26 protein-coding genes are annotated in these 26,929 nt (G+C 57.0%); 25 read left to right on the top strand and 1 reads right to left on the bottom strand.

Annotation, left to right across the window (positions count from 1 at the left end; genetic code table 11):
• Nucleotides 1-193: 193 nt before the first annotated feature.
• From mnmG to glmS, 16 genes are all read left to right on the top strand, one after another.
• Nucleotides 194-2,092, top strand: coding sequence for a tRNA uridine-5-carboxymethylaminomethyl(34) synthesis enzyme MnmG (gene mnmG, locus CKW38_RS14975; protein WP_007911904.1), 1,899 nt, complete (start codon nucleotides 194-196; stop codon nucleotides 2,090-2,092).
• The gene (gene rsmG, locus CKW38_RS14980) at nucleotides 2,089-2,733 is read left to right on the top strand and encodes a 16S rRNA (guanine(527)-N(7))-methyltransferase RsmG (RefSeq protein WP_007911906.1); all 645 of its coding nucleotides are present in this window, start codon (nucleotides 2,089-2,091) and stop codon (nucleotides 2,731-2,733) included. Before mnmG ends, rsmG begins: the two co-directional genes overlap by 4 nt.
• 18 nt (nucleotides 2,734-2,751) lie before the next feature.
• Nucleotides 2,752-3,549, top strand: a complete 798-nt coding sequence (locus CKW38_RS14985) for a ParA family protein (protein WP_007911909.1) — start codon at nucleotides 2,752-2,754, stop codon at nucleotides 3,547-3,549.
• Nucleotides 3,550-3,558: 9 nt separating this feature from the next.
• A complete protein-coding gene (locus tag CKW38_RS14990) occupies nucleotides 3,559-4,431 on the top strand; it encodes a ParB/RepB/Spo0J family partition protein (protein ID WP_034152184.1) in 873 nt (290 codons plus the stop codon).
• 148 nt (nucleotides 4,432-4,579) lie between these two features.
• Complete coding sequence (locus CKW38_RS14995; protein WP_003229783.1) at nucleotides 4,580-4,987, top strand: F0F1 ATP synthase subunit I; 408 nt, start codon at nucleotides 4,580-4,582, stop codon at nucleotides 4,985-4,987.
• A 16-nt stretch (nucleotides 4,988-5,003) separates the two neighbouring features.
• Nucleotides 5,004-5,873 carry a F0F1 ATP synthase subunit A gene (gene atpB / locus CKW38_RS15000; RefSeq protein WP_007911917.1) on the top strand — a complete coding sequence of 290 codons (870 nt, stop codon included), beginning with the start codon at nucleotides 5,004-5,006 and terminating at the stop codon, nucleotides 5,871-5,873.
• 133 nt (nucleotides 5,874-6,006) lie between these two features.
• Nucleotides 6,007-6,264 (top strand): F0F1 ATP synthase subunit C, encoded by a 258-nt coding sequence (atpE, locus tag CKW38_RS15005; protein WP_003097235.1) that lies wholly within the window; start codon nucleotides 6,007-6,009, stop codon nucleotides 6,262-6,264.
• Nucleotides 6,265-6,323: 59 nt separating this feature from the next.
• Entirely contained in the window at nucleotides 6,324-6,794 is a 471-nt protein-coding gene (locus CKW38_RS15010) for a F0F1 ATP synthase subunit B (RefSeq protein ID WP_016772403.1), read from the top strand.
• Nucleotides 6,795-6,806: 12 nt separating this feature from the next.
• Entirely contained in the window at nucleotides 6,807-7,343 is a 537-nt protein-coding gene (locus CKW38_RS15015; protein ID WP_007911956.1) for a F0F1 ATP synthase subunit delta, read from the top strand.
• Nucleotides 7,344-7,364: 21 nt separating this feature from the next.
• A complete protein-coding gene (atpA, locus tag CKW38_RS15020) occupies nucleotides 7,365-8,909 on the top strand; it encodes a F0F1 ATP synthase subunit alpha (RefSeq protein ID WP_007911958.1) in 1,545 nt (514 codons plus the stop codon).
• Between the two features lie 50 nt (nucleotides 8,910-8,959).
• Nucleotides 8,960-9,820 (top strand): F0F1 ATP synthase subunit gamma, encoded by an 861-nt coding sequence (gene atpG, locus CKW38_RS15025; protein WP_007911960.1) that lies wholly within the window; start codon nucleotides 8,960-8,962, stop codon nucleotides 9,818-9,820.
• Nucleotides 9,821-9,847: 27 nt separating this feature from the next.
• The gene (atpD, locus tag CKW38_RS15030; RefSeq protein ID WP_007911961.1) at nucleotides 9,848-11,227 is read left to right on the top strand and encodes a F0F1 ATP synthase subunit beta; all 1,380 of its coding nucleotides are present in this window, start codon (nucleotides 9,848-9,850) and stop codon (nucleotides 11,225-11,227) included.
• A gap of 45 nt (nucleotides 11,228-11,272) precedes the next feature.
• Nucleotides 11,273-11,698 carry a F0F1 ATP synthase subunit epsilon gene (locus CKW38_RS15035; RefSeq protein WP_007911962.1) on the top strand — a complete coding sequence of 142 codons (426 nt, stop codon included), beginning with the start codon at nucleotides 11,273-11,275 and terminating at the stop codon, nucleotides 11,696-11,698.
• A gap of 118 nt (nucleotides 11,699-11,816) precedes the next feature.
• Nucleotides 11,817-13,184 carry a bifunctional UDP-N-acetylglucosamine diphosphorylase/glucosamine-1-phosphate N-acetyltransferase GlmU gene (gene glmU, locus CKW38_RS15040; protein ID WP_095113138.1) on the top strand — a complete coding sequence of 456 codons (1,368 nt, stop codon included), beginning with the start codon at nucleotides 11,817-11,819 and terminating at the stop codon, nucleotides 13,182-13,184.
• A 158-nt stretch (nucleotides 13,185-13,342) separates the two neighbouring features.
• Nucleotides 13,343-14,119 carry a DeoR/GlpR family DNA-binding transcription regulator gene (locus CKW38_RS15045; RefSeq protein WP_007911964.1) on the top strand — a complete coding sequence of 259 codons (777 nt, stop codon included), beginning with the start codon at nucleotides 13,343-13,345 and terminating at the stop codon, nucleotides 14,117-14,119.
• A gap of 2 nt (nucleotides 14,120-14,121) precedes the next feature.
• Nucleotides 14,122-15,954 carry a glutamine--fructose-6-phosphate transaminase (isomerizing) gene (gene glmS / locus CKW38_RS15050; protein WP_007911965.1) on the top strand — a complete coding sequence of 611 codons (1,833 nt, stop codon included), beginning with the start codon at nucleotides 14,122-14,124 and terminating at the stop codon, nucleotides 15,952-15,954.
• Nucleotides 15,955-15,986: 32 nt separating this feature from the next.
• Here glmS and CKW38_RS15055 read toward each other — a convergent pair whose 3' ends face one another.
• Nucleotides 15,987-16,484 carry a MarR family winged helix-turn-helix transcriptional regulator gene (locus CKW38_RS15055; protein WP_095113139.1) on the bottom strand — a complete coding sequence of 166 codons (498 nt, stop codon included), beginning with the start codon at nucleotides 16,482-16,484 and terminating at the stop codon, nucleotides 15,987-15,989.
• A gap of 197 nt (nucleotides 16,485-16,681) precedes the next feature.
• Between CKW38_RS15055 and arsQ the strand changes: the two genes are divergently transcribed.
• The 9 genes from arsQ (at nucleotide 16,682) to CKW38_RS15100 (ending at nucleotide 26,904) form a co-directional block, all read left to right on the top strand.
• A complete protein-coding gene (gene arsQ / locus CKW38_RS15060) occupies nucleotides 16,682-17,887 on the top strand; it encodes an arsinothricin export permease ArsQ (RefSeq protein ID WP_095113140.1) in 1,206 nt (401 codons plus the stop codon).
• 72 nt (nucleotides 17,888-17,959) lie between these two features.
• The gene (gene arsL, locus CKW38_RS15065) at nucleotides 17,960-19,234 is read left to right on the top strand and encodes an arsinothricin biosynthesis radical SAM protein ArsL (protein ID WP_095113141.1); all 1,275 of its coding nucleotides are present in this window, start codon (nucleotides 17,960-17,962) and stop codon (nucleotides 19,232-19,234) included.
• An 11-nt stretch (nucleotides 19,235-19,245) separates the two neighbouring features.
• Nucleotides 19,246-20,121 carry a methyltransferase type 11 gene (locus CKW38_RS15070; RefSeq protein ID WP_095113142.1) on the top strand — a complete coding sequence of 292 codons (876 nt, stop codon included), beginning with the start codon at nucleotides 19,246-19,248 and terminating at the stop codon, nucleotides 20,119-20,121.
• Between the two features lie 16 nt (nucleotides 20,122-20,137).
• Complete coding sequence (gene arsM / locus CKW38_RS15075) at nucleotides 20,138-21,187, top strand: arsinothricin biosynthesis methyltransferase ArsM (protein ID WP_095113143.1); 1,050 nt, start codon at nucleotides 20,138-20,140, stop codon at nucleotides 21,185-21,187.
• A 69-nt stretch (nucleotides 21,188-21,256) separates the two neighbouring features.
• Nucleotides 21,257-21,967 (top strand): aquaporin, encoded by a 711-nt coding sequence (locus tag CKW38_RS15080; RefSeq protein ID WP_095113144.1) that lies wholly within the window; start codon nucleotides 21,257-21,259, stop codon nucleotides 21,965-21,967.
• 137 nt (nucleotides 21,968-22,104) lie between these two features.
• A complete protein-coding gene (locus tag CKW38_RS15085) occupies nucleotides 22,105-22,650 on the top strand; it encodes an arsinothricin resistance N-acetyltransferase ArsN1 family B (RefSeq protein ID WP_095113145.1) in 546 nt (181 codons plus the stop codon).
• Between the two features lie 519 nt (nucleotides 22,651-23,169).
• Nucleotides 23,170-24,096, top strand: a complete 927-nt coding sequence (locus CKW38_RS15090; RefSeq protein ID WP_095113146.1) for a LysR family transcriptional regulator — start codon at nucleotides 23,170-23,172, stop codon at nucleotides 24,094-24,096.
• A 105-nt stretch (nucleotides 24,097-24,201) separates the two neighbouring features.
• Nucleotides 24,202-24,828 carry a glutathione S-transferase family protein gene (locus tag CKW38_RS15095; RefSeq protein WP_095113147.1) on the top strand — a complete coding sequence of 209 codons (627 nt, stop codon included), beginning with the start codon at nucleotides 24,202-24,204 and terminating at the stop codon, nucleotides 24,826-24,828.
• A 45-nt stretch (nucleotides 24,829-24,873) separates the two neighbouring features.
• Entirely contained in the window at nucleotides 24,874-26,904 is a 2,031-nt protein-coding gene (locus CKW38_RS15100; protein WP_095113148.1) for a pyridoxamine 5'-phosphate oxidase family protein, read from the top strand.
• Nucleotides 26,905-26,929 lie beyond the last annotated feature (25 nt).

Below are 26,929 nucleotides of genomic sequence, written 5' to 3' on the forward strand. Positions count from 1 at the left end.
ATAAACATAAAAACAAAGGTTTTATAAATTTCTCTCTTTTTTATTCTTTTAACCTCGAGTTCTCCACAGCTGGTTAAATTTTGTGCAAAGGGTTCTTTAGGAAGGGCGAAGTCCCTATACTTGTCGACCAGGTCCAGAAACCTGATCTCAAACTATTCCTGAATTACCTACTTAAGCAGGCACGAGGTGCGTGGTGGATTTCCCTTCCCGTTTTGAAGTGATCGTCATCGGCGGCGGTCATGCCGGTACCGAGGCAGCACTGGCCTCAGCACGTATGGGGGCAAAAACCCTGTTGCTGACGCATAACGTGGAAACCCTCGGAGCCATGAGTTGCAACCCGGCCATTGGTGGCATTGGCAAAAGCCATCTGGTCAAGGAAATCGATGCCCTCGGCGGCGCGATGGCCATGGCCACCGATTTGGGCGGCATCCAGTTTCGCGTGTTGAACAGCCGCAAAGGCCCAGCCGTACGGGCGACCCGTGCGCAAGCTGACCGGATTCTGTACAAAGCCGCTGTCCGTGAAATCCTGGAAAACCAGCCGAACCTGTGGATATTTCAACAAGCTGCTGACGATCTGATCGTCGAACAGGAACAAGTCCGCGGTGTTGTCACGCAAATGGGTCTGCGCTTCTTCGCCGATTCCGTGGTGTTGACCACCGGTACCTTCCTCGGCGGACTTATCCACATCGGTTTGCAGAATTTTTCCGGCGGTCGAGCCGGTGATCCACCGTCGATCGCGCTGGCTCACCGTCTGCGTGAAATGCCACTGCGGGTCGGTCGCCTGAAAACCGGTACACCGCCGCGTATCGACGGCAAGTCTGTGGATTTCTCGGTAATGACCGAGCAGCCCGGCGATACGCCGATCCCGGTGATGTCGTTCATGGGCAACAAAGAACAGCATCCACGCCAAGTGAGCTGCTGGATTACGCACACCAACGCCCGCACCCACGAAATCATTGCCGCGAACCTCGATCGTTCGCCGATGTATTCGGCTGCCGGTGAAATCGAAGGCATCGGTCCGCGTTATTGCCCGTCGATCGAAGACAAGATCCACCGCTTTGCCGACAAGGAAAGCCATCAGGTGTTTATCGAACCGGAAGGTTTGACCACCCATGAGCTGTACCCGAACGGGATATCCACAAGCTTGCCGTTCGACGTGCAATTGCAGATCGTGCAATCGATCCGCGGCATGGAAAACGCACACATCGTGCGTCCGGGCTATGCGATCGAGTACGACTACTTCGATCCGCGCGACCTGAAGTACAGCCTGGAAACCAAAGTCATTGGCGGTCTGTTCTTCGCCGGGCAAATCAACGGCACCACCGGTTACGAAGAAGCCGGCGCCCAAGGTTTGCTCGCTGGCGCCAACGCCGCACTGCGCGCCAAGGGCAAAGAAGCCTGGTGCCCGCGTCGCGATGAGGCGTACATCGGCGTTTTGGTCGACGACCTGATCACCCTTGGCACTCAAGAGCCGTACCGCATGTTCACTTCCCGTGCCGAGTACCGCCTGATTCTGCGCGAAGACAACGCCGACCTGCGTCTGACCGAAAAAGGTCGCGAACTCGGTCTGGTCGATGACGCCCGTTGGGCGGCCTTCTGCAAGAAACGCGAAAGCATCGAGCTGGAAGAACAGCGCCTGAAAAGCACTTGGGTTCGCCCGAACACGCAGCAGGGCGATGCGATTGCCGAGAAATTCGGCACGCCGCTGACTCACGAATACAACTTGCTCAACCTCTTGAGTCGTCCGGAAATCGACTACGCTGGTCTGGTCGAAGTGACCGGGAACGGCGCGGAAGATCCACAGGTCGCCGAGCAGGTTGAAATCAAGACCAAATACGCCGGTTACATTGATCGTCAACAGGACGAAATCGCCCGTCTGCGCGCCAGTGAAGACACGAAATTGCCTGTGGATATCGATTACACCAACATTTCCGGTCTCTCCAAGGAGATCCAGAGCAAGCTCGGCGCGACTCGACCAGAGACGCTGGGCCAGGCTTCGCGGATCCCGGGTGTGACCCCGGCAGCGATTTCGCTGTTGATGATTCATTTGAAAAAACGCGGCGCGGGCCGTCAGTTGGAGCAAAGCGCTTGAGTTCTAAGGTCACTTCGCAACACGCCGAAGAGTTATCCACAGGAGCCCGCGAGCTCGGTGTCAATCTCACTGAAACCCAGCACGAATTGCTGCTGGGTTATCTGGCCCTGTTGATCAAATGGAACCAGGCCTACAACCTGACCGCCGTGCGCGATCCGGACGAAATGGTTTCGCGGCACTTGCTCGATAGTCTCAGCGTGATGTCGTTCATTGAAAATGGTCGCTGGCTTGACGTTGGCAGCGGCGGCGGCATGCCGGGAATCCCGTTGGCGATTTTGTATCCAGACTCGCAAGTGACCTGTCTGGACAGCAACGGCAAGAAAACCCGCTTCCTGACTCAGGTCAAACTCGAACTCAAACTGGATAACCTGCAAGTTATCCACAGTCGTGTCGAAGCGTTCCAGCCTGCGCAGCCGTTCAACGGGATCATTTCCCGGGCGTTCAGCAGCATGGAAAACTTCACCAACTGGACTCGCCACCTCGGCGATGCCGATACACGCTGGCTGGCAATGAAGGGCGTTCATCCGGCCGATGAGCTGGTAGCATTGCCGGCAGACTTCAAACTCGATAGCGAACACGCCCTGGCCGTACCCGGTTGCCAAGGCCAACGCCATCTGCTGATACTGCGCCGCACGGCATGATTGGGAACACAAGCAAGAATGGCTAAGGTATTCGCGATAGCGAACCAGAAGGGTGGTGTGGGCAAGACCACCACCTGCATCAACCTCGCAGCATCCCTGGTCGCGACCAAGCGCCGGGTGCTGTTGATCGATCTCGATCCACAGGGCAACGCCACCATGGGTAGCGGTGTGGATAAACACGGCCTGGAAAACTCGGTCTACGACCTGCTGATCGGCGAATGCGATCTGGCCCAGGCCATGCACTATTCCGAGCACGGCGGTTATCAACTGCTGCCGGCCAACCGCGATTTGACGGCGGCCGAAGTGGTGCTGCTGGAAATGCAGATGAAGGAAAGCCGTCTGCGCAGCGCGCTGGCGCCGATCCGCGAAAACTACGATTACATCTTGATCGACTGCCCGCCGTCGCTGTCGATGCTTACGCTGAACGCATTGGTCGCCGCCGATGGGGTCATTATCCCCATGCAGTGCGAGTACTTTGCGCTCGAAGGGCTGAGCGACCTTGTGGATAACATCAAGCGCATCGCCGAACTGCTGAATCCGAACTTGAAAGTCGAAGGCCTGCTGCGGACCATGTATGACCCGCGCCTGAGCCTGATGAATGACGTTTCGGCGCAGCTCAAGGAACACTTCGGCGAGCAGCTCTACGACACGGTGATCCCGCGCAACATCCGTCTGGCCGAAGCGCCGAGCTACGGCATGCCGGCGCTGGCCTACGACAAACAATCGCGTGGCGCCCTGGCTTATCTGGCCCTGGCCGGCGAGATGGTTCGCCGTCAGCGCAAAAATTCACGCATCGCCGCCGCTCAGGCAACTTAAGGAATCCCCATGGCCGTCAAGAAACGAGGTCTCGGACGTGGACTGGATGCACTGCTGAGTGGTCCGACCGTCAGCGCGCTGGAAGAACAAGCCGCGCAGGCTGACACCCGTGAGTTGCAACATCTGCCGCTGGATCTGCTGCAGCGCGGTAAATACCAGCCGCGCCGTGACATGGATCCGCAGGCGCTGGAAGAACTGGCAGCGTCGATCAAGGCGCAAGGCGTAATGCAGCCGATCGTGGTGCGCCCGATTGGCGGTGGCCGCTTCGAGATCATCGCCGGTGAACGTCGCTGGCGCGCGAGTCAGCAAGCCGGCCAGGAAACCATCCCGGCGATGGTCCGCGATGTGCCGGATGAAACCGCAATCGCCATCGCGCTGATCGAGAACATCCAGCGCGAAGACCTCAATCCGATCGAAGAAGCGGTGGCTCTGCAGCGTTTGCAGCAGGAATTCCAGCTCACTCAGCAACAAGTTGCCGAGGCTGTGGGTAAGTCCCGCGTCACTGTGGCTAACCTGTTGCGGCTTATTGCGTTGCCGGAAGTCATCAAGACCATGCTGTCCCACGGCGACCTGGAAATGGGTCACGCCCGTGCATTGCTCGGTCTGCCGGACAATCAACAGGTAGAAGGGGCGCGACATGTTGTCGCACGCGGTCTCACTGTGCGCCAAACTGAGGCACTGGTTCGTCAGTGGTTGAGTGGCAAACCGGAGCCTGTGGAGGCGACCAAACCCGACCCGGATATCGCTCGTCTCGAACAGCGTCTGGCCGAGCGCCTAGGCTCTGCGGTGCAGATTCGCCACGGCAAGAAGGGAAAGGGTCAGTTGGTGATCGGTTACAACTCCCTCGATGAGCTTCAAGGTGTGCTCGCACACATCCGCTGAAACATTTCCTCATGTAGCGCGCAGTCGGAAATCACTACCTGACAGTTGAATAGGGGCAGAACCGCCCCTATACTCTGCGCGCATTTTGTCGGCACAAATTATGCCAAGTTATTGAATTCTGGCAGCCGACCATTGGAGAGCAAACGTGATGGAAACCCGCAAGCCAAACCGCCTGCCGTTCCATCGCCTGGCGGTTTTTCCGGTGTTAATGGCTCAATTTGTCATTTTGCTCATTGCCGCTTTGGCGCTCTGGCAATGGCACGGAGTCGTTGCCGGATACTCGGGACTTTGCGGAGGCCTGATAGCCTTGCTGCCCAATGTTTATTTCGCTCACAAGGCATTTCGGTTTTCCGGCGCCCGAGCAGCCCAGTCCATCGTCCGGTCATTTTATGCCGGCGAGGCAGGCAAACTGATTTTGACGGCAGTGCTCTTTGCACTGGTGTTTGCAGGTGTGAAGCCACTGGCGCCGATAGCTGTATTCGGCGCGTTCGTGCTGACTCAGTCGGTCAGCTGGTTCGCTCCCCTGCTGATGAGAACAAGACTTTCGAGACCTTAGGGCGTTTGAGGCAACCATGGCAGAAACAACCGCTTCGGGCTATATCCAGCACCACTTGCAGAACCTGACCTTCGGTCAGCTACCTAACGGCGGCTGGGGCTTTGCCCATACCGCAGCAGAAGCCAAAGAAATGGGCTTCTGGGCTTTCCACGTCGATACTCTCGGCTGGTCGGTCGCGTTGGGTCTGATCTTCGTACTTCTTTTCCGCATGGCGGCAAAGAAAGCGACTTCGGGTCAGCCGGGTGCTTTGCAGAACTTCGTTGAAGTATTGGTCGAATTCGTCGATGGCAGCGTGAAAGACAGCTTCCATGGCCGTAGCCCGGTGATTGCACCGCTGGCACTGACCATCTTCGTCTGGGTGTTCCTGATGAACGCCGTCGACCTGGTACCGGTCGACTGGATTCCTCAGCTGGCCATCCTGATCTCCGGCGACCACCACATCCCGTTCCGCGCCGTGTCGACTACCGACCCGAACGCGACCCTGGGCATGGCGTTCTCGGTTTTCGCACTGATCATTTTCTATAGCATCAAGGTCAAGGGCTTCGGCGGCTTCATCGGCGAACTGACCCTGCACCCGTTCGGCAGCAAGAACATCTTCGTTCAAGCCCTGCTGATCCCGGTGAACTTCCTGCTGGAATTCGTGACTCTGATCGCCAAACCGATCTCTCTGGCTCTGCGTCTGTTCGGCAACATGTATGCCGGCGAGCTGGTGTTCATTCTGATCGCTGTGATGTTCGGCAGCGGTCTGCTCTGGCTGAGCGGCCTGGGCGTTGTTCTGCAGTGGGCGTGGGCTGTGTTCCACATCCTGATCATCACGCTGCAGGCGTTCATCTTCATGATGCTGACCATCGTCTACCTGTCGATGGCGCACGAAGAAAACCATTAAGACCAGTCTCGACTAGTCTGATGTCCTTCCCGGTCAAACGGGAAGGGGCTCTTCACAGGGCACCTGAAACGATTTGTTTTACCGCTTTAATCTAAAAAACCTAAACCATACGACGTAAAAGTCGGGAGGAAAGATGGAAACTGTAGTTGGTCTAACCGCTATCGCTGTTGCACTGTTGATCGGCCTGGGCGCACTGGGTACCGCAATTGGTTTCGGCCTGCTGGGCGGCAAGTTCCTGGAAGGCGCAGCGCGTCAGCCAGAAATGGTTCCAATGCTGCAAGTTAAAATGTTCATCGTTGCCGGTCTGCTCGACGCCGTAACCATGATCGGTGTTGGTATCGCTCTGTTCTTCACCTTTGCGAACCCGTTCGTTGGTCAGATCGCTGGCTAATTACCCGGATTCTTCCGAGTAATTTGATGTGATGGACAACGTAACTGCGAGGTGTTGGCGTGAACATTAATGCGACCCTGATTGGCCAGTCCGTTGCGTTCCTGATTTTTGTACTGTTCTGCATGAAGTATGTATGGCCTCCGGTCATCGCTGCTCTGCACGAACGTCAAAAGAAGATCGCTGATGGTCTGGACGCTGCCAGCCGTGCAGCTCGCGACCTGGAGTTGGCCCAAGAAAAAGCGGGTCAGCAACTGCGCGAAGCGAAAGCTCAGGCAGCTGAAATCATCGAGCAAGCCAAGAAACGCGGTAACCAGATTGTCGAAGAGGCCGTTGAAAAGGCCCGTATCGATGCTGACCGTGTGAAGGTTCAGGCTCAAGCCGAGATCGAACAGGAACTGAACAGTGTCAAAGACAAGCTGCGTGCCCAAGTGGGCTTGCTGGCTGTCGGCGGCGCCGAGAAGATCCTGGGTGCCACAATCGATCAAAACGCGCACGCAGAGCTGGTTAACCAACTGGCTGCTGAAATCTAAGCGAGGGCGATCATGGCAGAACTGACCACGTTGGCCCGACCTTACGCTAAGGCGGCCTTCGAGCACGCTCAGGCCCACCAGCAACTGGCCAATTGGTCAGCCATGCTCGGCCTGGCTGCAGCGGTGTCACAAGATGACACCATGCAGCGCGTGCTCAAGGCCCCGCGACTGACGAGCGCAGAAAAGGCCGCCACGTTTATTGACGTGTGCGGCGACAAGTTTGATGCCAAGGCACAGAACTTCATCAATGTCGTTGCCGAAAACGACCGTCTCCCGCTTCTGCCGGAGATTGCCGCTCTTTTCGACCTGTACAAGGCCGAACAAGAGAAGTCGGTAGACGTTGAAGTGACCAGTGCTTTTGCATTGAACCAAGAACAGCAAGACAAACTCGCCAAGGTTCTCAGTGCACGACTCAACCGGGAAGTGCGCCTGCAAGTTGCGGAGGATGCTGCCCTTATAGGTGGTGTCGTTATCCGCGCCGGCGACCTGGTTATCGATGGCTCGATTCGCGGCAAAATCGCGAAACTTGCCGAAGCATTGAAATCTTGAGTTTGAAGGGGCAGCAGAGCAATGCAGCAACTCAATCCTTCCGAAATAAGTGAAATTATCAAGGGCCGCATCGACAAGCTCGATGTGACCTCCCAAGCCCGTAACGAAGGCACTGTCGTCAGCGTATCTGACGGCATCGTGCGGATTCACGGTCTGGCCGATGTTATGTACGGCGAGATGATCGAGTTTCCGGGCGGCGTCTACGGTATGGCTCTCAACCTGGAGCAAGACTCCGTAGGTGCCGTTGTATTGGGCGCTTACCAGTCTCTGGCTGAAGGCATGAGCGCCAAGTGCACCGGCCGCATCCTCGAAGTTCCGGTTGGTAAGGAACTGCTGGGTCGCGTAGTCGACGCACTGGGTAACCCTGTTGACGGCAAAGGTCCACTGGGCAACACCTTGACCGACGCGGTCGAGAAAGTTGCTCCGGGCGTGATCTGGCGTAAGTCGGTAGACCAGCCTGTACAGACTGGCTACAAGGCTGTCGATGCCATGATCCCTGTCGGCCGTGGCCAGCGTGAGCTGATCATCGGTGACCGTCAGATCGGTAAAACCGCTCTGGCGATCGATGCGATCATCAACCAGAAAGACAGCGGCATTTTCTGCGTCTACGTAGCCATCGGTCAGAAACAATCGACCATCGCCAACGTGGTTCGCAAGCTGGAAGAAAACGGCGCCCTGGCCAACACGATCATCGTGGCTGCCAGTGCTTCGGAATCTCCTGCGCTGCAATTCCTGGCACCGTACTCCGGTTGCACCATGGGTGAATTCTTCCGCGACCGCGGTGAAGACGCGCTGATCGTTTATGACGATCTGTCCAAGCAAGCAGTGGCTTACCGCCAGATTTCCCTGCTGCTGCGCCGTCCACCAGGCCGTGAAGCTTACCCAGGCGACGTGTTCTATCTCCACTCCCGTCTGCTGGAGCGCGCATCCCGCGTTTCGGAAGAGTACGTAGAGAAGTTCACCAACGGCGCAGTGACCGGCAAAACCGGTTCCCTGACCGCACTGCCGATCATCGAAACCCAGGCTGGCGACGTTTCTGCGTTCGTTCCGACCAACGTGATTTCCATCACCGACGGTCAGATCTTCCTGGAATCGGCCATGTTCAACTCGGGCATCCGCCCTGCAGTGAACGCCGGTGTTTCGGTATCCCGTGTGGGTGGTGCCGCTCAGACCAAGATCATCAAGAAGCTCTCCGGTGGTATCCGTACCGCTCTGGCTCAGTACCGTGAACTGGCGGCATTCGCCCAGTTCGCTTCTGACCTGGACGAAGCGACCCGTAAGCAACTTGAGCATGGTCAGCGCGTTACCGAGCTGATGAAGCAGAAGCAATACGCACCAATGTCGATCGCTGACATGGCGCTGTCGCTGTATGCCGCTGAGCGTGGGTTCCTGACTGACATTGAAATCGCCAAGATCGGCAGCTTCGAACAAGCGCTGATTGCTTTCTTCAACCGCGATCACGCCGATTTGATGGCCAAGATCAACGTTAAAGGTGACTTCAATGACGAAATCGACGCTGGCATGAAAGCCGGTATCGAGAAGTTCAAGGCCACCCAAACCTGGTAAGCCGCAGCGGGAGCCGCGAGGCTCCCGCTTGCTAACCTGATAGGTGTTACATGGCAGGCGCAAAAGAGATTCGCAGTAAGATTGCGAGCATCAAAAGCACGCAAAAGATTACCAGCGCCATGGAAAAAGTGGCGGTCAGCAAAATGCGCAAGGCACAAATGCGCATGGCTGCTAGCCGTCCTTATGCGGAGCGTATCCGCCAGGTAATTGGGCATCTGGCCAACGCCAACCCGGAATACCGCCACCCGTTCATGATCGACCGCGAAATCAAGCGTGTGGGTTATGTCGTTGTGAGCAGTGACCGTGGTTTGTGCGGCGGCTTGAACACCAACCTGTTCAAGGCCCTGGTCAAGGACATGGCGGTAAACCGCGAAAACGGCGTCGAGATTGATCTGTGTGTTGTTGGTAGCAAGGGTGCGGCCTTTTTCCGCAACTTCGGCGGTAACGTCGTTGCAGCTATCAGCCACCTGGGTGAAGAGCCGTCGATCAATGATCTGATCGGCAGCGTCAAGGTGATGCTGGATGCCTACCTGGACGGCCGTATTGACCGCCTGTCCGTGGTGTCCAACAAGTTCATCAACACCATGACGCAACAGCCTACCGTGGAGCAGTTGATTCCACTGGTGGCCACCCCGGATCAGGATCTCAAGCACCACTGGGACTATCTCTACGAACCGGATGCCAAAGAGCTGCTTGACGGCTTGATGGTCCGCTACGTTGAGTCGCAGGTCTACCAGGCGGTGGTCGAGAACAACGCGGCTGAACAAGCTGCGCGGATGATCGCGATGAAGAACGCTACCGACAACGCCGGTGATTTGATCAGCGATTTGCAGCTGATCTACAACAAGGCGCGTCAGGCTGCGATCACCCAAGAGATCTCGGAAATCGTCGGCGGCGCTGCCGCGGTTTAACGGTTCAAATATTCAGAGGATCCAGCTATGAGTAGCGGACGTATCGTTCAAATCATCGGCGCCGTTATCGACGTGGAATTTCCACGCGACAGCGTACCGAGCATCTACAACGCGCTGAAAGTAGTGAGCGCGGCTGAAACCACTCTGGAAGTTCAGCAACAGCTGGGCGACGGCGTGGTTCGCACCATTGCGATGGGTTCCACCGAGGGCTTGAAGCGCGGTCTGGAAGTTACCGATTCTGGCGCAGCCATCTCTGTACCGGTCGGTAAAGCGACCCTGGGCCGGATCATGGACGTCCTCGGTAACCCGATCGACGAAGCTGGCCCGATCGACACCGAAGAGCGTTGGGGCATTCACCGTCCAGCGCCTTCGTTCGCTGAACAGGCAGGCGGCAACGACCTGCTGGAAACCGGCATCAAGGTTATCGACCTGGTTTGCCCGTTTGCCAAAGGCGGTAAAGTCGGTCTGTTCGGTGGTGCCGGTGTAGGCAAAACCGTAAACATGATGGAACTGATCCGTAACATCGCCATCGAGCACAGCGGTTATTCCGTGTTCGCCGGTGTGGGTGAGCGTACTCGTGAGGGTAACGACTTCTACCACGAGATGAAGGACTCCAACGTTCTGGACAAAGTGGCACTGGTTTACGGTCAGATGAACGAGCCGCCGGGTAACCGTCTGCGCGTAGCACTGACCGGCCTGACCATGGCCGAGAAGTTCCGTGACGAAGGTAACGACGTTCTGCTGTTCGTCGACAACATCTATCGTTACACCCTGGCCGGTACTGAAGTATCCGCACTGCTGGGCCGTATGCCTTCGGCAGTAGGTTACCAGCCGACCCTGGCTGAAGAGATGGGCGTTCTGCAAGAACGTATCACTTCGACCAAGGAAGGTTCGATCACTTCGATCCAAGCGGTATACGTACCTGCGGATGACTTGACCGACCCGTCGCCAGCGACCACCTTCGCCCACTTGGACGCCACCGTCGTTCTGTCCCGTGACATCGCTTCCCTGGGTATCTACCCAGCGGTAGATCCACTGGATTCGACTTCGCGCCAGCTGGACCCGAACGTAATCGGCCAGGACCACTACGACACCGCTCGCGGCGTTCAGTACGTTCTGCAACGTTACAAAGAGCTGAAGGACATCATCGCGATCCTGGGTATGGACGAGCTGTCGGAAGCCGACAAGCAGTTGGTAAACCGTGCTCGTAAGATCCAGCGCTTCTTGTCGCAGCCGTTCTTCGTGGCTGAAGTCTTCACCGGTGCTTCGGGTAAATACGTTTCCCTGAAAGACACCATTGCTGGCTTCAAAGGCATCCTCAACGGTGACTACGACCACCTGCCAGAACAAGCGTTCTACATGGTTGGCGGCATCGAAGAAGCGATCGAGAAAGCCAAGAAACTGTAATCCCGGCGCCCGGCAACGGGCGCTAATTTAGGTTGAGGCAATCAGATGGCTATGACAGTCCATTGCGATATCGTCAGCGCGGAAGGAGAAATCTTTTCCGGCCTGGTCGAGATGGTGATTGCGCACGGTGCACTGGGTGATCTTGGTATCGCTCTGGGTCACGCGCCGCTGATCACTAATCTGAAGCCAGGTCCGATCCGCCTGATCAAGCAAGGCGGGGAACCCGAGGTGTTCTACATCTCTGGTGGTTTCCTCGAGGTTCAGCCGAACATGGTCAAAGTGCTTGCCGACACTGTGCAACGTGCCGCCGACCTGGATGAAGCTCAGGCTCAAGCCGCTCTCAAGGCTGCTGAGCATGCTCTGCATGAAAAAGGCGCTGATTTCGACTACAGCGCTGCGTCAGCACGTCTGGCCGAGGCTGCAGCTCAGCTGCGCACCGTCCAGCAGATCCGCAAGAAGTTTGGCGGTTAATCCGTCAGCCACTTGTTGTGCGATTGATAAAAAAGGGTAGCCTCGGCTACCCTTTTTTCTTTTCCGAATTCCTAAAAACCGGTCGCAGTTGCTGACCACCCAGGATTGGTAGCCAGTCATGTCTCTTGAAATCGTTATCCTCGCGGCCGGTCAAGGCACCCGTATGCGTTCAGCCCTGCCGAAGGTGCTGCATCCGATTGCCGGCAATTCCATGCTGGGTCATGTTATCCACAGCGCCCGGCAACTTGAGCCACAACGCATTCATGTCGTGATCGGCCATGGCGCCGATGTGGTGCGTGAACGCCTGGCCGCTGATGATCTGAATTTCGTCCTGCAAGACAAACAACTCGGTACCGGTCACGCCACTGCGCAAGCGGTGCCGTTCATTACTGCTGACACTGTGCTCATTCTTTACGGTGACGTACCGCTGATCGAAGTCGAAACCCTACAACGTCTGCTCAAACACGTCGTGCCCGGGCAGATGGGTTTGCTCACTGTCGAACTGGAAGACCCTACCGGTTATGGCCGCATCGTGCGCGATGCTGACGGCAAGGTGGCCGCGATCGTTGAGCATAAAGATGCCAGCGAAGCGCAACGCGCGATCACTGAAGGCAACACCGGTATCCTCGCTGTCCCGGCCAATCGTCTGGCCGACTGGATGAGCCGTCTGTCGAACAACAACGCGCAGGGCGAGTACTACCTGACCGACGTGATCGAGATGGCAGTCAGTGACGGTCTGGTTGTCGCCACCGAGCAACCGCACGACCCGATGGAAGTGCAGGGCGCCAACGATCGCAAGCAGTTGTCCGAGCTGGAGCGTCATTACCAGTTGCGTGCTGGCCGTCGCTTGATGGCGCAAGGCGTGACCCTGCGTGACCCGGCGCGTTTCGACGTGCGAGGCGAAGTCAGCGTGGGCCGCGATGTGCTGATCGATATCAACGTGATCCTCGAAGGCAACGTTGTCATCGAAGACGACGTGGTCATCGGCCCGAATTGCGTGATCAAGGACAGCACCCTGCGCAAAGGCGTGGTGATCAAGGCCAACAGTCATATCGAAGGCGCTGTTATGGGCGAGGGCAGCGATGCCGGCCCGTTCGCGCGTCTGCGTCCAGGCACCGTGCTTGAAGCACGCGCGCATGTGGGTAACTTCGTTGAGCTGAAAAATGCCCACATGGGCGAAGGCGCCAAGGCGGGACATCTGACTTATCTGGGCGATGCCGAGATCGGAGCGCGTACCAACATCGGCGCGGGCACCATTACTTGCAACTACGACGGTGCCAACAAGTGGAAAACCGTGTTGGGTGCTGATGTGTTCATTGGCTCCAATAATTCGTTGGTCGCGCCTGTGGATATCTCTGCCGGGGCGACCACGGCGGCCGGGTCGACCATTACGCAGAATGTGGATAACGCGCAGTTGGCCGTTGGCCGAGCGCGGCAGAGGAATATCGACGGCTGGAAGCGGCCGGAGAAGATCAAGAAGGACTGAGTTATCCACAGCGGCTTCAAGATCAAAAGATCGCAGCCTTCGGCAGCTCCTACGGGAATTGTCGGTGGTTGCGATTTTTTATGGGCGATGGGTTGACGATTTGAGAGCGATAGGTTTTGATTACTTCCGTTATCTTTCGAAACGAAACTTAAGTCCCCATGTCGAAACGCAATACGCCGCAACGCCGTCACAACATCCTCGCCTTGCTCAACGAGCAGGGCGAAGTCAGTGTGGATGAACTGGCCAAGCGCTTCGAAACCTCGGAAGTTACGATTCGCAAGGATCTGGCCGCGCTGGAAAGCCACGGCTTGTTACTGCGCCGCTACGGCGGGGCGATCACCATGCCGCAGGAACTGGTCGCGGAGACTGCGCAGAGCGTTTCCAAATACAAACAGGCGATTGCCCGCGCGGCGGTGAAACGTATCCGTGAACACGCGCGAATCATCATCGACAGCGGCAGCACCACCGCTGCAATGATTCCGGAGCTTGGCCAACAGCCCGGTCTGGTGGTGATGACCAATTCCCTGCACGTCGCCAACGCTTTGAGCGAACTCGAACACGAACCGGTGCTGTTGATGACCGGCGGTACCTGGGATCCGCATTCGGAATCCTTCCAGGGCCAGGTTGCCGAGCAGGTACTACGCTCTTACGACTTCGACCAGTTGTTCATTGGTGCCGACGGCATCGATCTGGTGCGCGGCACGACCACCTTCAACGAGCTGCTCGGTTTGAGCCGGGTCATGGCCGAGGTCGCGCGGGAAGTCATCGTCATGGTCGAGGCCGACAAGATCGGTCGCAAGATTCCCAATCTGGAACTGCCGTGGAGCAGCGTCCATACCCTAATTACCGATGATCGCCTGCCTATCGAAGCGCGCGATCAGATACAGGCCCGCGGTATCACCGTGATTTGCGCGGCTGTCAGTCAGGAGAAATAAGCATGTGTGGAATTGTCGGCGCAGTTGCTGAACGTAATATCACCGCCATCCTGCTCGAAGGCCTCAAGCGCCTTGAATACCGTGGCTATGACAGCGCCGGTGTCGCTGTCTTCACCAACGACGAAACCCTCGAGCGCATGCGGCGCCCGGGCAAAGTCAGCGAACTCGAAGCCGCGTTGGCCGAGCATCCACTGGTGGGTCGCCTCGGTATTGCCCACACCCGTTGGGCAACCCACGGCGCACCCTGCGAACGCAACGCCCACCCGCATTTCTCCGGCGACATCGCGGTGGTGCACAACGGCATCATCGAAAACCACGAAGCCTTGCGTGAACAACTGAAAGCGCTGGGTTACGTGTTTACTTCGGACACCGACACCGAAGTCATCGCCCACCTGCTCAGTCACAAACTCAAGGACCAGCCAGACCTGAGCGTTGCGCTTAAAGCGACGGTCAAGGAACTGCACGGTGCTTACGGCCTGGCCGTGATCAATGCGAAACAACCGGATCGTCTGGTCGCCGCGCGCAGTGGCAGCCCGTTGGTGATCGGTCTGGGTCTGGGCGAGAATTTCCTCGCGTCTGACCAGTTGGCGCTGCGTCAGGTCACCGACCGCTTCATGTACCTGGAAGAAGGCGATATCGCCGAAATTCGCCGCGATAACGTGCAGATCTGGGACATCAACGGCGATGCGGTCGAGCGCCAGACTGTGCAGTACAGCGACGGTGCCGAAGCCGCCGACAAAGGTGAATACCGCCACTACATGCTCAAGGAAATCCACGAGCAGCCTGCGGTTGTTCAACGCACCCTCGAAGGTCGCCTGAGCAACGATCAGGTATTGGTTCAAGCCTTTGGCCCGCAAGCCGCCGAGCTGTTCGCCAAAGTCCGCAATGTACAAATCGTCGCCTGCGGCACCAGTTATCACGCCGGCATGGTCGCGCGTTACTGGCTGGAAGAGCTGGCCGGGATCCCGTGCCAGGTCGAAGTCGCCAGCGAATTCCGCTACCGCAAAGTGGTGGTACAACCGGACACCCTGTTCGTGACCATCTCGCAATCCGGTGAAACCGCCGACACCCTCGCCGCTCTGCGCAACGCCAAAGAGCTGGGCTTCTTGGCCAGTCTGGCGATCTGCAACGTCGGCATCAGCTCGCTGGTGCGCGAATCCGATCTCACTCTGCTGACCCAGGCTGGCCGCGAAATCGGCGTCGCCTCGACCAAAGCCTTCACCACGCAACTGGTCGGTCTGTTGCTGCTGACCCTGTCGCTGGGCCAAGTGCGCGGCACCCTGGCGGACGGCGTCGAAGCACGTCTGGTCGAAGAACTGCGTCGCCTGCCAACCCGTCTCGGCGAAGCCTTGGCGATGGACAGCACTGTGGAAAAGATCGCCGAACTGTTCGCCGAGAAAAACCACACCCTGTTCCTCGGTCGCGGTGCGCAATTCCCGGTGGCGATGGAAGGTGCCCTGAAACTCAAGGAAATCTCTTACATCCACGCCGAAGCCTACCCGGCCGGTGAGCTGAAACACGGCCCGCTGGCACTTGTGGATAACGACATGCCAGTGGTTACCGTCGCGCCGAACAACGAACTGTTGGAAAAGCTCAAATCCAACCTGCAGGAAGTCCGCGCCCGTGGCGGCGAATTGATCGTGTTCGCCGACGAGAAAGCCGGGATGACCAACGGCGAAGGCACCCACGTGGTGCAGATGCCGCATATCCACGACATCCTCTCACCGATCCTCTACACGGTTCCGCTGCAGTTGCTGTCGTATTACGTCGCGGTGCTCAAGGGCACCGACGTGGACCAGCCGCGTAACCTGGCGAAGTCGGTGACGGTGGAGTAGTCGACTTGAGCGAGAAGCTGCTGCCTACCAAGTCAGCAGCATTTGCTTGGCAGATACTCGTCACGGTTCAAGTCTTTCAGGCCGCAGCGTTGTTCCGTGGCGTTCGCGAAGCGACGTAGCATTTCGATCGCCCCATCACGTGCCTCTTTCGACAAATCGCAGGCCAGGTCGCGAGCTTCACCCACCAGATCCGACCGAATACTTTCATAGATGGCCGTGCCTTCTGGCGTCACCGTGATCGCTAGGGCGCGGCCGTCAGTTGCGTCGGGCACACGGCGAACCAGCCCTTGTTTGGCAAGCGAATCGACCAGCCGACTAGCGTTGCTCTTATCGAGAAATAGCTCGCTGGCCAACGATTGAACACGAACAGGCCCTGCCTTAATCACATGCTCAAGTGCGTAGCATTGAGTGACGGATAAGCCCTCGCAGCAACTGCGATCTCTGTCACGAAACTGGTACACGCGAACCAAATGACTCAGCGCTTCATAGAGCTGTTCGGCATCCTGGTCGATCTGATCAATCTTTGGCATAGCACTCGGCTCGCAATTCCGGGGAAAACGCTAATACCACCTTAGCATTCGTAGTGACACATTTTTTTGGGCATAAGGGCCGACGAAATTGTTCCAAGATATTAGTTGCGGTGCGCAACGTATTTTGCGATTGTGAATTGGAGATATGGCTTGCGGGATTTTCAGAGGCGGCTGCGGTAACGCTTGGAGGTACAGGGATGTTGGTAGAAACGCTTAGGACGAAAACAGGCTCCCGGTTACGAAACCTATGGAGCAGTGTTTCCATTCCTCTACCTGTAGCGATGCTACTGGGCGCGATTCTGATCCCACTTCTTGCCGGCAGTAGCAGCGGGGACGTATTCCAGTCGCTGAGCAAAGGCTTCGGAAACAACCTCGGTTATTTCGCCATCGTCATCCTGAGCGCGTTTTTCATTGCCGGGTGGATCTCGGCGCAAGGAAGTGCGTCTTTCGGAAAATTCGGTATCTCTCTTTCACCTCTGCTGGGTGCTGGGATGGTTTGTCCCGATACGGCCTACGCCTCTCTTGCTCCCATTGCGGGGCAACACAGGAAGTACATCGCGATCGGATGCTACTCAGGGTTCAAGCTGCTGATGCCCGCTGGCCCGCTGATCATCGGGATTGGGCTGGGAGCCAACACTCATGACCCAAAGTTTCTGTATCTAGGATTGCTGCTTACCGTCGTCACGTGGATTACCGGAACGATCTGGACTTACTGGACGACCCGCTCGGACTTTTCATCCACCAGTGATCCGACTGATCCAACCGCTTCTCAGGATTCGGTTATCAAAGTAATTCTGCCTCTGGCTGTATTTTTTGCACTCCTGATCGCCGGGTACACCATCACCAAGAACCAGCATTCCGTAATCGAGTTCTTCACGACTCCCGCCGGTGCGCTGATCGCCACATCGTTATTGATCGCGATTAGCTGCAAACCTGGCGAGGTTCAAGATCTGCTGTCCAAAGCAATGCGTAGAACCAGCTCGTTATTGTTCACCATAGGTTGTGCGTCTGCGTTGGGCCAAGCTCTCGGTATGGTGCTTCCCAAGGATCTGATTCAGCAGGCATTCAGCGCGTCGGGCAGCACCACGCATATTTTGGTTGGGGTGTTCCTGCTGGCAGCGGTATTCAAAACACTGAATGGTTCTTCGCTTGCGACCTTTGCTGCCATCCCACCTGTTCTCTCGCCAATCTTGGCGTCGAGCGGAGTGGATTTGATGAGCGTCACGTTCGCCGTATGCCTGGGATCCTTCGTCGCCATTCTCCCTAACGACAGCTATTACTGGTTGGTCAAAACCGACGCCTTTCCCGAATACAGCACCGGCAGGTACATGCGCCTAGTGACCGCCGGCTCAGTTCTACAAGCATTGATAGGCTTGGCAGTCCTTCTGCTGATCTCGCTTTAACTTCGAATTCCTACAAAACCATCAGTGACTCCAGTCACCGAATCGTCGTGCCTGAGCTCAAGGAGAAAGAGAATGAAGTACTTGGTCGCCAGTACATTCGAAGGGGGGTATCAACCGCTCAACGCGATATCTGCAACCACAGCTCTACTCGATGCAGATATCGAAGCGCAGTTGATCGATATCTACGTCGAGGGACTTGCCCTGGAGAGATTCAGTGACGCAGATTTGGTCTTCATCTGCGTACCGCTTTTTGACTCTCTGACTGCCGGAACGCAGTTGGCCAAGCAGCTTAAAGAAGCGAAGCCCTCCCAGAAAATTTGCTTCTTCGGTCAATACGCGACCATCAATGCAAAGAGCCTGGCCTCCAAATACGGAGACTATGCGATCGCCGGCGAGTGGGAAAAACCCATTGTCAGCTTGGCTAAACACCTGAGTGGCGAACAGGGACAAGATCTGCGCGGAGTGATCGATCGGACTCGCGGCCTTTCCAGTGAGATTGTTGTGCCTCAGTTGATACGTGACGGGTTCCGCCTGCCGCGCAGGGACCTGGCACCGCCTCTACACAAATATCCCCAACCTCAGCTGGAGAAGTTGCTCGGCGAAAAGAAAGTTGTGGGTGGGGTCGAAGGGTCGCGCGGATGTCACCATAAGTGTTCCTACTGTTCGGTGTATGCGGCCTATGACGGCAAGGTGCTTTTGGTCTCCGACGATCTCGTTGAGCGCGACGTGGCGAACCTCGTCGCACAGGGAATGACTCACCTCACCTTCACGGATGCCGATTTTTTCAATGCCAAGAAGCACGGTTTGAAAATCATCCGGACTCTGCATTCGCAATTCCCCGACCTCACGTACGACTTCACCACTCGCGTGGATCATATTTTGGAGAACAAAGACGCCATCAAGGAAATGGGGCCGCTCGGGCTTGCTTTCATCACCACCGCGTTGGAGTTCCCCAAGCAGGAAGTTCTCGATCAGGTCTTCAAGGAAATGAACGTGCCCATGATCGAGGAGGCGTTGGCGTTTCTGAAGGAGGCCGGCGTCAAGGTTAACCCGACCTTCATCACGTTCAACCCTTGGGTGAGCCTTGAAGACATGGCCGAGCTGCACGATTTCATTGCTCGCAACGAGTTGGAGAACATCGTCGACCCCATCCAGTTTGAGACTCGGCTGCATCTCTATAAAGGCTCACCGCTGCTCAACAACGACACGGTGAAGGAGTTGCAGTTGGAGGAGCACGAGTTTCACTTCGACTGGCAGCATTCGGACTCCCGCCTGGACAAGCTCTTCATGGACTCGGTCACACCGCCAGAAGAAGGTGTGTTCAAACGTTGCTGCCTGAAATGCTAAGGAGATAACAGATGTCGTCACTTACTTTGTTGCAGGCAGCTCTCAGGCTGGCCAACCAAACTGATGGTCTTCAGGTGCCGGGCCATATTGCTTGGCGTGCGCATAACGAGTCATTAAACAGAACGCTGAAGGATCGCAAGGACACGCTTTTCATTTGCTCTGCGTACCGAAATGAAGAGCTCGCCACCCAGTTAGGGCAGGGTCAGGGCAAAGCGTTCAGCCCGAACGTGCACGATGCCGACGCGACCTTGTTCGCGAACATTTATTGGGAAGGCTTCAATGCTGAGCCCGAGTTTGGCCGAATCGCGCAATCGCTCTATGAGCGACTGCAACGTCATGGTCGCTTGGTATTCCCGGCGATTCTGTCTGACGAGGAAGTCGTATCGCTCCGGGCCTTCACTGTTGAGGGGTTGGAGTGCAATAACGCGCTCACGGAGCCCGCTGTTGCTGAGCAACTCTGCGAGGCGGGTTTCCATGGAATCACCTACGAGCTCGCATCCGAAGTGCCTGTCTCCATTCAGGATGGCATTGAGTTCCGCCTGTTCACCGTGAGCGCGTTCAAGGGTAAGGCCGGCGTGTGCCTCGACCAGGGACATGCCGTTATCTACAAAGGCCCTTGGAAACATACCGTCGACGACGACGGCCATACCTACCAGCGCGGCATCCGTACAGCGGTGTGTGAGAAGACCTTCAATCTGCTGATGTCCGCGCCTTACCAAGGCCAATTCATCCCAGTGCGTTGCTATGTCGAACCAGCCTTGGACAAGAGCGGTTTCTTCGACTGCAACACGCCTTCAGTTCGAGATCCCAAGGTCACCAAAGGGCTTGTACCTATCGCAGGCTCTGCCGAGGAATCGTGCTGCGCTGATGGTACTTCGTGCTGCTAATCCGGAGATGTGAGTAATGACTTCTGCAATTGAGAACACAATCATCGCCGACTACACCGAGGCGTTGAGCAACGGCAACGTTGTCCTTGAATCGCAGCTGACTGAGAGCTGCTGCAGCGACGCTTATGGTGCCCAGTACCTGAAGAACATTCCAAAGCGAATCATCGAGGCCAACTTCGGTTGCGGTAACCCGACCAAGTATGTGCGCGCGGGTGATGTCGTCCTGGACTTGGGCTCAGGGGCAGGTCTGAATTGCTACGTCGCTGCCCAAATCGCCGGCAGTAACGGTGCTGTCTTTGGTATCGACATCAACCCAAGCATGTTGCAGATCGCTCGTGAAGAAGCGAAGGCGTTTCAGAAGGCAACGGATAGCGCACCTTTGCGTTTCTACCAGGCCTCCGCGAGCAACTTGAAAATCGATCAGGAGCTGGCCGAGGAGCGCCTGCGTACAGAGCCTTGTGCTGATTGGGCATCGTGGAAAAACTTCGAGCAGTTCATCAGCGATAGCTCCCAGTCCAAGCCTCTTATCGACAGCCAGTCTGTCGATCTGGTGATCTCGAACTGCGTGATCAATCTAGTTGGTGAGACCGAAAAGCAGAATGTTTTCGCCGAAATTTATCGGGTACTGAAACCAGGTGGCCGTTTTGCAATTTCTGACAACGTCTCAGATATCGCCATTCCTGAAGAATTGAAACGAGACACCAAGCTGTGGTCGGCCTGCTACTCAGGCGTGCTTCAGGAGCAGGAGTTCTACAAGCAGCTTCAGGAAGTCGGTCTCACTGGAATAAAGATTGAGGCCCGGAACGACGCCTCAACCAAGCGAATTGGCTCTGTCCGGTTCTACTCCGTCACTGTCACTGGTACCAAGCCTGAAGTTCAGAATGGGAAGTCCGTGACGGTGATCTACCGAGGGCCTGGGCTTGAACTAACCGGCGATAGCGGCAGGGTTTACAAGCGCGGTGTACCCACGGAAGTGGCCTCACAGGATGCCTACCTTTCCACAGACGATGCGCTGTATGTCGTGGAGGGAAGTCAGCCCGTTAAGCCCAAGTCCTGCTGCTCGTAACAGCGTCTGCGGCTACGAGCCAGCTCAGTAGCCGCTATCCCTAAAATCTCTCCTCATAGAGCCTATCCAATGAGTACTTCACGGAAGATCTTGGCTGAGTTTCTCGGTACAGCAGTTCTGCTGTGCACCGTAGTTGGTTCTGGAATCATGGGTCAGCGCCTGGCGAACGGTAACGATGCGCTAGCGCTTCTTGCCAATGCGCTGGCAACTGGCGCGAGCTTGTACGTACTGATCGTGTGCTTCTCCACTTTTTCCGGTGCGCACTTCAATCCGGTGGTCTCTGTAATCGATTATTTGCGCGGAGGATTGAGCAGTAAGCAGCTGGGCCCCTACGTGGCGGCTCAAACAACGGGTGCAATCTTCGGAGTATTCGCTGCGCATTTCATGTTCGAGCTGCCCGTGGTCGAGTTCTCCCATCATGTTCGCACCGGGCCGTCGCAGTGGTTCAGTGAGTACTTGGCAACCTCGGGATTGGTGCTGACAATTCTGCTGTGCGATAAATATCACAAAGTAAAAGTGCCTCAGGTGGTTGCCGCGTATGTTGTCGCAGCCTACTGGTTCACGTCCTCTACGAGCTTTGCGAATCCGGCGGTGACGATTGCTCGCGGGTTTACCGATACGTTCTCGGGGATACGGATATCAGACGTAGCGCCGTTCATCATTGCGCAGTTTTTCGGTGGGCTGACGGCGCTGTTCTTGGCGAAGGTTCTCGGTGGTAAAGAGGTCGTCGTGGATATCCCGCAGGCTGGTCTCCACGAGCAGAAGCTACCAATTCAGTGAACGGTGCTATCTGCGGTTCGTGGATGCGGTGAGCCCGATTGAGGCAAAGTTCACGGTTCTATCACGACATTCTGAAGGGCTTGGCCTAGGTGGTTCAGCCCTTCAAACGCGGTTCTTTAGGGGCAGCAAGGAAAGACATGAATTATAAAGTGAGGGTTGCTACACCCGCTGATGCCTCTGACATCCAGGCTATATATGCGCCGATGGTTTTGGACACGGTCATCTCGTTTGAGCTGACGCCACCGACTGTCGATGAGATGGCAGCACGAATAGCCGCAACACTGCCAACGTATCCCTATCTGGTAGCCGAGGTGGAAGGCAACGTCGTTGGATACGCTTATGCGAGCCAGCATCGTGCGAGAGAAGCATATCGTTGGTCGGTGGATGTCACCGTGTATGTCGACCCGTCAGTGCACCGAAAAGGGGTTGGTCGTGCCCTATATCAGCAGCTTCTACCAGTCCTAGAGAAACAGGGTTTTCATGCAGCCTATGCCGGCATCGCCTTACCCAACCCGGGAAGCATAGGTATTCATGAAACGCTCGGTTTCACTCACATTGGCACTTACCCTGAGGTTGGGTTCAAGCAAGGTCAATGGCATAGCGTGGGTTATTGGCGCAAACCTCTTTGTGCTGTGACGCCGCCAATAGAAATCATCCCGTTCAGTGAGATAAAGGGAGAGTAGAGAAACAAGGTGTGAGATGACCTGGCTACTATTCGTCGCCCTTGGTACCAGGCTGTTCGCTGGAAGCTATGCTTGAGGATGATTCATGTTCGAGTCGGTCTACCGACCGACCGGAAGGATGAATGAATTTGGCGGCGTTTACCTCGCTGCTTTAAACACCTACGGCGACTCGCACCTCTGCGACCGATGCTCAGCAATAATTGGTCGCAGCTTTCCGGGCAACAGTTTTTCTTGTGAGAAAAGGCCCCAGCCTAACGGCCTCCGGTTAGGGGGGCGTTAGGCTTGTGTTTTTTGGGAGGAAGAAATTTCTCACCATGGTGTCAAAATGTATTGTTGAAATTCTGGGTTGCTTTAGAGGATAGAGCTGCAAGGTGTCAGAATGTTCACCCAGTGGCTCATTCGGAAAAGCAGTCTAGCGCCAGCTTTTGTTAGGCCGCTGGTGTCACAATATTTTGTTCGGCACCAGCGCAAAAAATCGCAGCTTAGGCTGCGATTTTTGTATCTGACTCGAGAGGCACCATGGATCGCTTCCAGGAAATGCACATCTTCACCACCGTCGCCCAAGAGCAAGGCTTCTCCTCTGCCGCGCGGCGTCTTGGTTTGTCAGCGGCCAGCGTCACGCGGGCGGTGGCGGCGCTGGAGCAGCGCATCGGCACGCAGTTGTTGATCCGCACCACGCGCAGTGTGCATTTGAGCGAAGCGGGGCAGCGTTACCTGGAAGATTGCCGGAGGATTCTCGCCGAGGTGCAGGAAGCCGAGGATTCGGCGGCGGGCAGTCATGCCGAGCCGCGTGGGCAACTGACGGTGACGGCGCCGGTGTTGTTCGGTGATTTGTTTGTGACGCCGCTGATGGCGCGTTATCTCGCGCAGTATCCGGATGTCACGATCAACGCGGTGTTGGTCGATCGGATCGTCAACATGGTCGAGGAGGGCCTTGATGTGGCGGTGCGCATCGGTGATCTGCCGGACAGCAGTCAGCATGCGATTCGCGTGGGTGAGGTGCGTCGGGTCATTTGCGGCTCGCCCGACTACTTCGCCAAGTATGGCCGACCGGCTCATCCCCACGCGTTGGCGGGGGCGCCAGTGGTGGCGACTTCAGCGATCGGTCAGCAACGCAGTTGGCCGTTTCTCGACGCGGGCGAACCGCTTAGCGTGCGCCCTGAGCCTCGTCTGATCGTGACTGCCAATCAGGCAGCGATTACCGCAGCCTGCATGGGGCTGGGTTTGACTCGGGTTCTGTCTTACCAAGTCGCCAGCAAGATCGCGACTGGCGAGCTGGAAATCGTCCTTGCTGAATTTGAACTGCCGCCCTTGCCGATCCACGTGGTGTATCAGGGCGGGCGCAAGGCGTCAGCGCGGATTCGCAGTTTTGTCGATTTCACGGCAGAAGCGTTGCGCGAGCATCCTGCATTGAAAAATGCGGCTTTATTGCAACCAATGAAATAATTGATTGCGTTTTCTGGTGATTCTGTTGTTTTCGCGATCAGCGCAAGATGACCTCCATCGGCGCGCTCATCCCCGCAGCGGCGCCCCTGTTCAGCGGAGTCGACCATGCAAGCGATCAAACTCTACAACTTTCCACGTTCCGGCCACGCCCACCGTGTCGAGCTGATGTTGTCCCTGCTGCAATTGCCGACCGAGCTGATCTTCGTCGATCTGGCCAAAGGTGAGCATAAGCAGCCGGCGTATCTGGCGATCAACAGTTTTGGCCAGGTGCCGGCCATTGATGACGACGGTGTGGTGCTCGCCGATTCCAACGCGATTCTGGTGTATCTGGCGCAGAAATACGGCCATGGTCGTTGGCTGCCAACCGATCCGGTCGGCGCCGCGCGGGTACAGCGCTGGTTGTCGGCTGCCGCCGGGCCGATCGCTTTCGGCCCCGCCGCTGCGCGATTGGTCACGGTGTTTGGTGCCCAGCTGAATGCAGAAGAAGCGATTACCCGGGCGCACAACCTGCTCAAGGTGATGGACATCGAGTTGGGCAAAACGCTGTATCTGGCCGGCGACGAACCAAGCATTGCCGACGTTTCGGCCTACAGTTACATCGCCCACGCGCCGGAAGGCAACGTGTCGCTGGACGACTACGGCAACGTCCGCGCCTGGCTGGCCCGGGTTGAAGCATTGCCCGGCTTCGTCGGCATGCCGCGCACTGTTGCGGGTCTGCAAACCACCGCCTGATTTTCGCAATCCACACTGTGCCGACGGTGCAGGGGAGAGGTCGTGATGGAACGTTCACCGTGGCACGCTGGCGAACAGCAATTGCAGGCCCATGTCGGCGTTGCCGAACGCATGGAAGCCTTCGGACGTAAGGTGATTCGCACCTGGATGCCGGATCAGCACCGTGAGTTCTATCAGCAATTGCCTTTCATGCTGTACGGCGCAGTTGATGCAGACGGGCGGCCCTGGGCCAGTGTGCTCGAAGGCGCGCCGGGGTTTGCCCATTCGCCGGATCCCGAGCATCTGCATTTCGCCAGCCAGGTCGCTGCCGATGATCCGGCGCAACTGCGCAATGGCGAACCGATCGGTTTGCTCGGCATCGAGTTGCACACCCGCCGGCGCAATCGCCTGAACGGTCATGTCGGCAATCTGAGCGCTGATGGTTTTGACGTGAGCGCGGATCAGGCCTTCGGCAACTGCCCGCAATACATCCAACTGCGCCAGTTTCAGCGGGTGCCGCTGACGGATCCGCAGACGCGTCCGGCTGAGCATCTGAACGGTCTCGATGATGCGGCCATTGCGCTGATCGCCGGTGCCGATACGTTTTTTGTCGCCAGTTATGTGGATGTCGACGGCCAGCGTGCGGTGGATGTTTCCCACCGGGGTGGCCAGGCCGGTTTCGTACGGGTGGAAGGCAATCGTCTGACCATCCCCGATTTCGCCGGCAATCTGCACTTCAACACCCTCGGCAATTTGTTGCTGAACCCTAAGGCTGGCTTGCTGTTTATCGACTTTTCCACAGGCGATCTGCTGCAACTCAGCGGGCGTACCGAGATTCTTCTCGATGACCCGCAGATCGAGGCGTTTCAAGGTGCGGAGCGGTTGTGGACATTTGAAGTGGAGAAGCTGGTGCGACGCCCCGCAGCCCTTGCGTTGCGCTGGCGCTTCGACGGCATGTCGCCAACCAGTCTGTTGACCGGCAATTGGGCAGAGGCGGATGCGCGTTTGCAGGCGCAGGCCCTGGGCAATCAATGGCGGCCGTTGCGCGTGGTGATGATCGAGGCGGAAAGTCGCAGCATCCGTTCAATCTATCTGGAGCCAACCGATGGCGCTGGTTTGCCGGTGTTTCTCGCGGGTCAGCATTTGCCGCTGCGTTTCACGATTGATGGCGAGGTGCATATTCGTACTTACAGCCTTTCGAGTGCGCCGTCGGATGGTTTCTACCGCATTAGCGTCAAACGCGAAGGCCTGATTTCATCGCATCTGCATGAGCAAATTCGCGTTGGCGACGTACTTGAAGCGCGGGCGCCGCAAGGGCATTTCACCGTGGCACCGCTGGAACAGCGACCATTGGTGCTGCTGGCTGCCGGTGTGGGCATCACGCCGTTGCTGTCGATGCTGCGCGAGGTGGTCTACCAAGGCCTGCGGACGCGGGGAATTCGTCCGACATTGTTGTTGCAGAGTTCGCGCAGTCTGGCGGATCAGCCGTTTCGCAAGGAGCTGGATCGTCTGCTCGAAACGGCGGGCGACTCTGTGCGAGTCCTGCGTCTGCTCAGCCAGCCGGAAGCCGATCTGCAAGAGGGCGCGGATTTCGATGTGCGTGGGCGGATCGACGGCGCGGTGCTGAGGAACCTGCTGGATGCCGAGGATTTTGATCAGCTCGACTTTGTGCTCTGCGGCCCCGGTGGTTTTACCCAAGGGCTTTACGACACTTTGCGCGAACTGGATGTGCGCGATGCGCAGATTCATGCGGAAACCTTTGGCCCGTCGACCCTGAAACGTCAGGCCGATCCGGACGCGATCGTGATCGAGCAACCGCCTGCGGCAACCACTTCGGTGCCAGTGGTGTTCGAGCGCTCGGCCAAGGAAGCACGCTGGCAACCCGATGGCGGCAGTTTGCTGGAGCTGGCGGAAAGTCGCGGATTGCGCCCCGAGTTCAGTTGCCGCGGTGGTTCGTGCGGTACCTGCAAGACCCGGCTGGTCAGTGGTGCGGTGAATTATCCACAGGTGCCGGCGGATATTCCGGAAGCGGGGCATGTGCTGATTTGCTGCGCGGTTCCGGCGCAAAGCAATCAGCCACTGGTCTTGGACCTGTAACCCGAACCCGTGTAGGAGCTGCCGA

The sequence above is a fragment of the Pseudomonas sp. Irchel 3H7 genome (assembly GCF_900187605.1).
Classification (GTDB): Bacteria; Pseudomonadota; Gammaproteobacteria; order Pseudomonadales; family Pseudomonadaceae; genus Aquipseudomonas.

Coding starts and splice junctions, on each gene's coding strand:
- CKW38_RS14985 (WP_007911909.1), top strand. CDS start 2,752: ATGGCTAAGGTATTCGCGATAGCGAACCAGAAGGGTGGTGTGGGCAAG.
- CKW38_RS14990 (WP_034152184.1), top strand. CDS start 3,559: ATGGCCGTCAAGAAACGAGGTCTCGGACGTGGACTGGATGCACTGCTG.
- CKW38_RS14995 (WP_003229783.1), top strand. CDS start 4,580: ATGGAAACCCGCAAGCCAAACCGCCTGCCGTTCCATCGCCTGGCGGTT.
- atpB (WP_007911917.1), top strand. CDS start 5,004: ATGGCAGAAACAACCGCTTCGGGCTATATCCAGCACCACTTGCAGAAC.
- atpE (WP_003097235.1), top strand. CDS start 6,007: ATGGAAACTGTAGTTGGTCTAACCGCTATCGCTGTTGCACTGTTGATC.
- CKW38_RS15015 (WP_007911956.1), top strand. CDS start 6,807: ATGGCAGAACTGACCACGTTGGCCCGACCTTACGCTAAGGCGGCCTTC.
- atpA (WP_007911958.1), top strand. CDS start 7,365: ATGCAGCAACTCAATCCTTCCGAAATAAGTGAAATTATCAAGGGCCGC.
- atpG (WP_007911960.1), top strand. CDS start 8,960: ATGGCAGGCGCAAAAGAGATTCGCAGTAAGATTGCGAGCATCAAAAGC.
- atpD (WP_007911961.1), top strand. CDS start 9,848: ATGAGTAGCGGACGTATCGTTCAAATCATCGGCGCCGTTATCGACGTG.
- CKW38_RS15035 (WP_007911962.1), top strand. CDS start 11,273: ATGGCTATGACAGTCCATTGCGATATCGTCAGCGCGGAAGGAGAAATC.
- glmU (WP_095113138.1), top strand. CDS start 11,817: ATGTCTCTTGAAATCGTTATCCTCGCGGCCGGTCAAGGCACCCGTATG.
- CKW38_RS15045 (WP_007911964.1), top strand. CDS start 13,343: ATGTCGAAACGCAATACGCCGCAACGCCGTCACAACATCCTCGCCTTG.
- glmS (WP_007911965.1), top strand. CDS start 14,122: ATGTGTGGAATTGTCGGCGCAGTTGCTGAACGTAATATCACCGCCATC.
- CKW38_RS15055 (WP_095113139.1), bottom strand. CDS start 16,484: ATGCCAAAGATTGATCAGATCGACCAGGATGCCGAACAGCTCTATGAA.
- arsQ (WP_095113140.1), top strand. CDS start 16,682: ATGTTGGTAGAAACGCTTAGGACGAAAACAGGCTCCCGGTTACGAAAC.
- arsL (WP_095113141.1), top strand. CDS start 17,960: ATGAAGTACTTGGTCGCCAGTACATTCGAAGGGGGGTATCAACCGCTC.
- CKW38_RS15070 (WP_095113142.1), top strand. CDS start 19,246: ATGTCGTCACTTACTTTGTTGCAGGCAGCTCTCAGGCTGGCCAACCAA.
- arsM (WP_095113143.1), top strand. CDS start 20,138: ATGACTTCTGCAATTGAGAACACAATCATCGCCGACTACACCGAGGCG.
- CKW38_RS15080 (WP_095113144.1), top strand. CDS start 21,257: ATGAGTACTTCACGGAAGATCTTGGCTGAGTTTCTCGGTACAGCAGTT.
- CKW38_RS15085 (WP_095113145.1), top strand. CDS start 22,105: ATGAATTATAAAGTGAGGGTTGCTACACCCGCTGATGCCTCTGACATC.
- CKW38_RS15090 (WP_095113146.1), top strand. CDS start 23,170: ATGGATCGCTTCCAGGAAATGCACATCTTCACCACCGTCGCCCAAGAG.
- CKW38_RS15095 (WP_095113147.1), top strand. CDS start 24,202: ATGCAAGCGATCAAACTCTACAACTTTCCACGTTCCGGCCACGCCCAC.
- CKW38_RS15100 (WP_095113148.1), top strand. CDS start 24,874: ATGGAACGTTCACCGTGGCACGCTGGCGAACAGCAATTGCAGGCCCAT.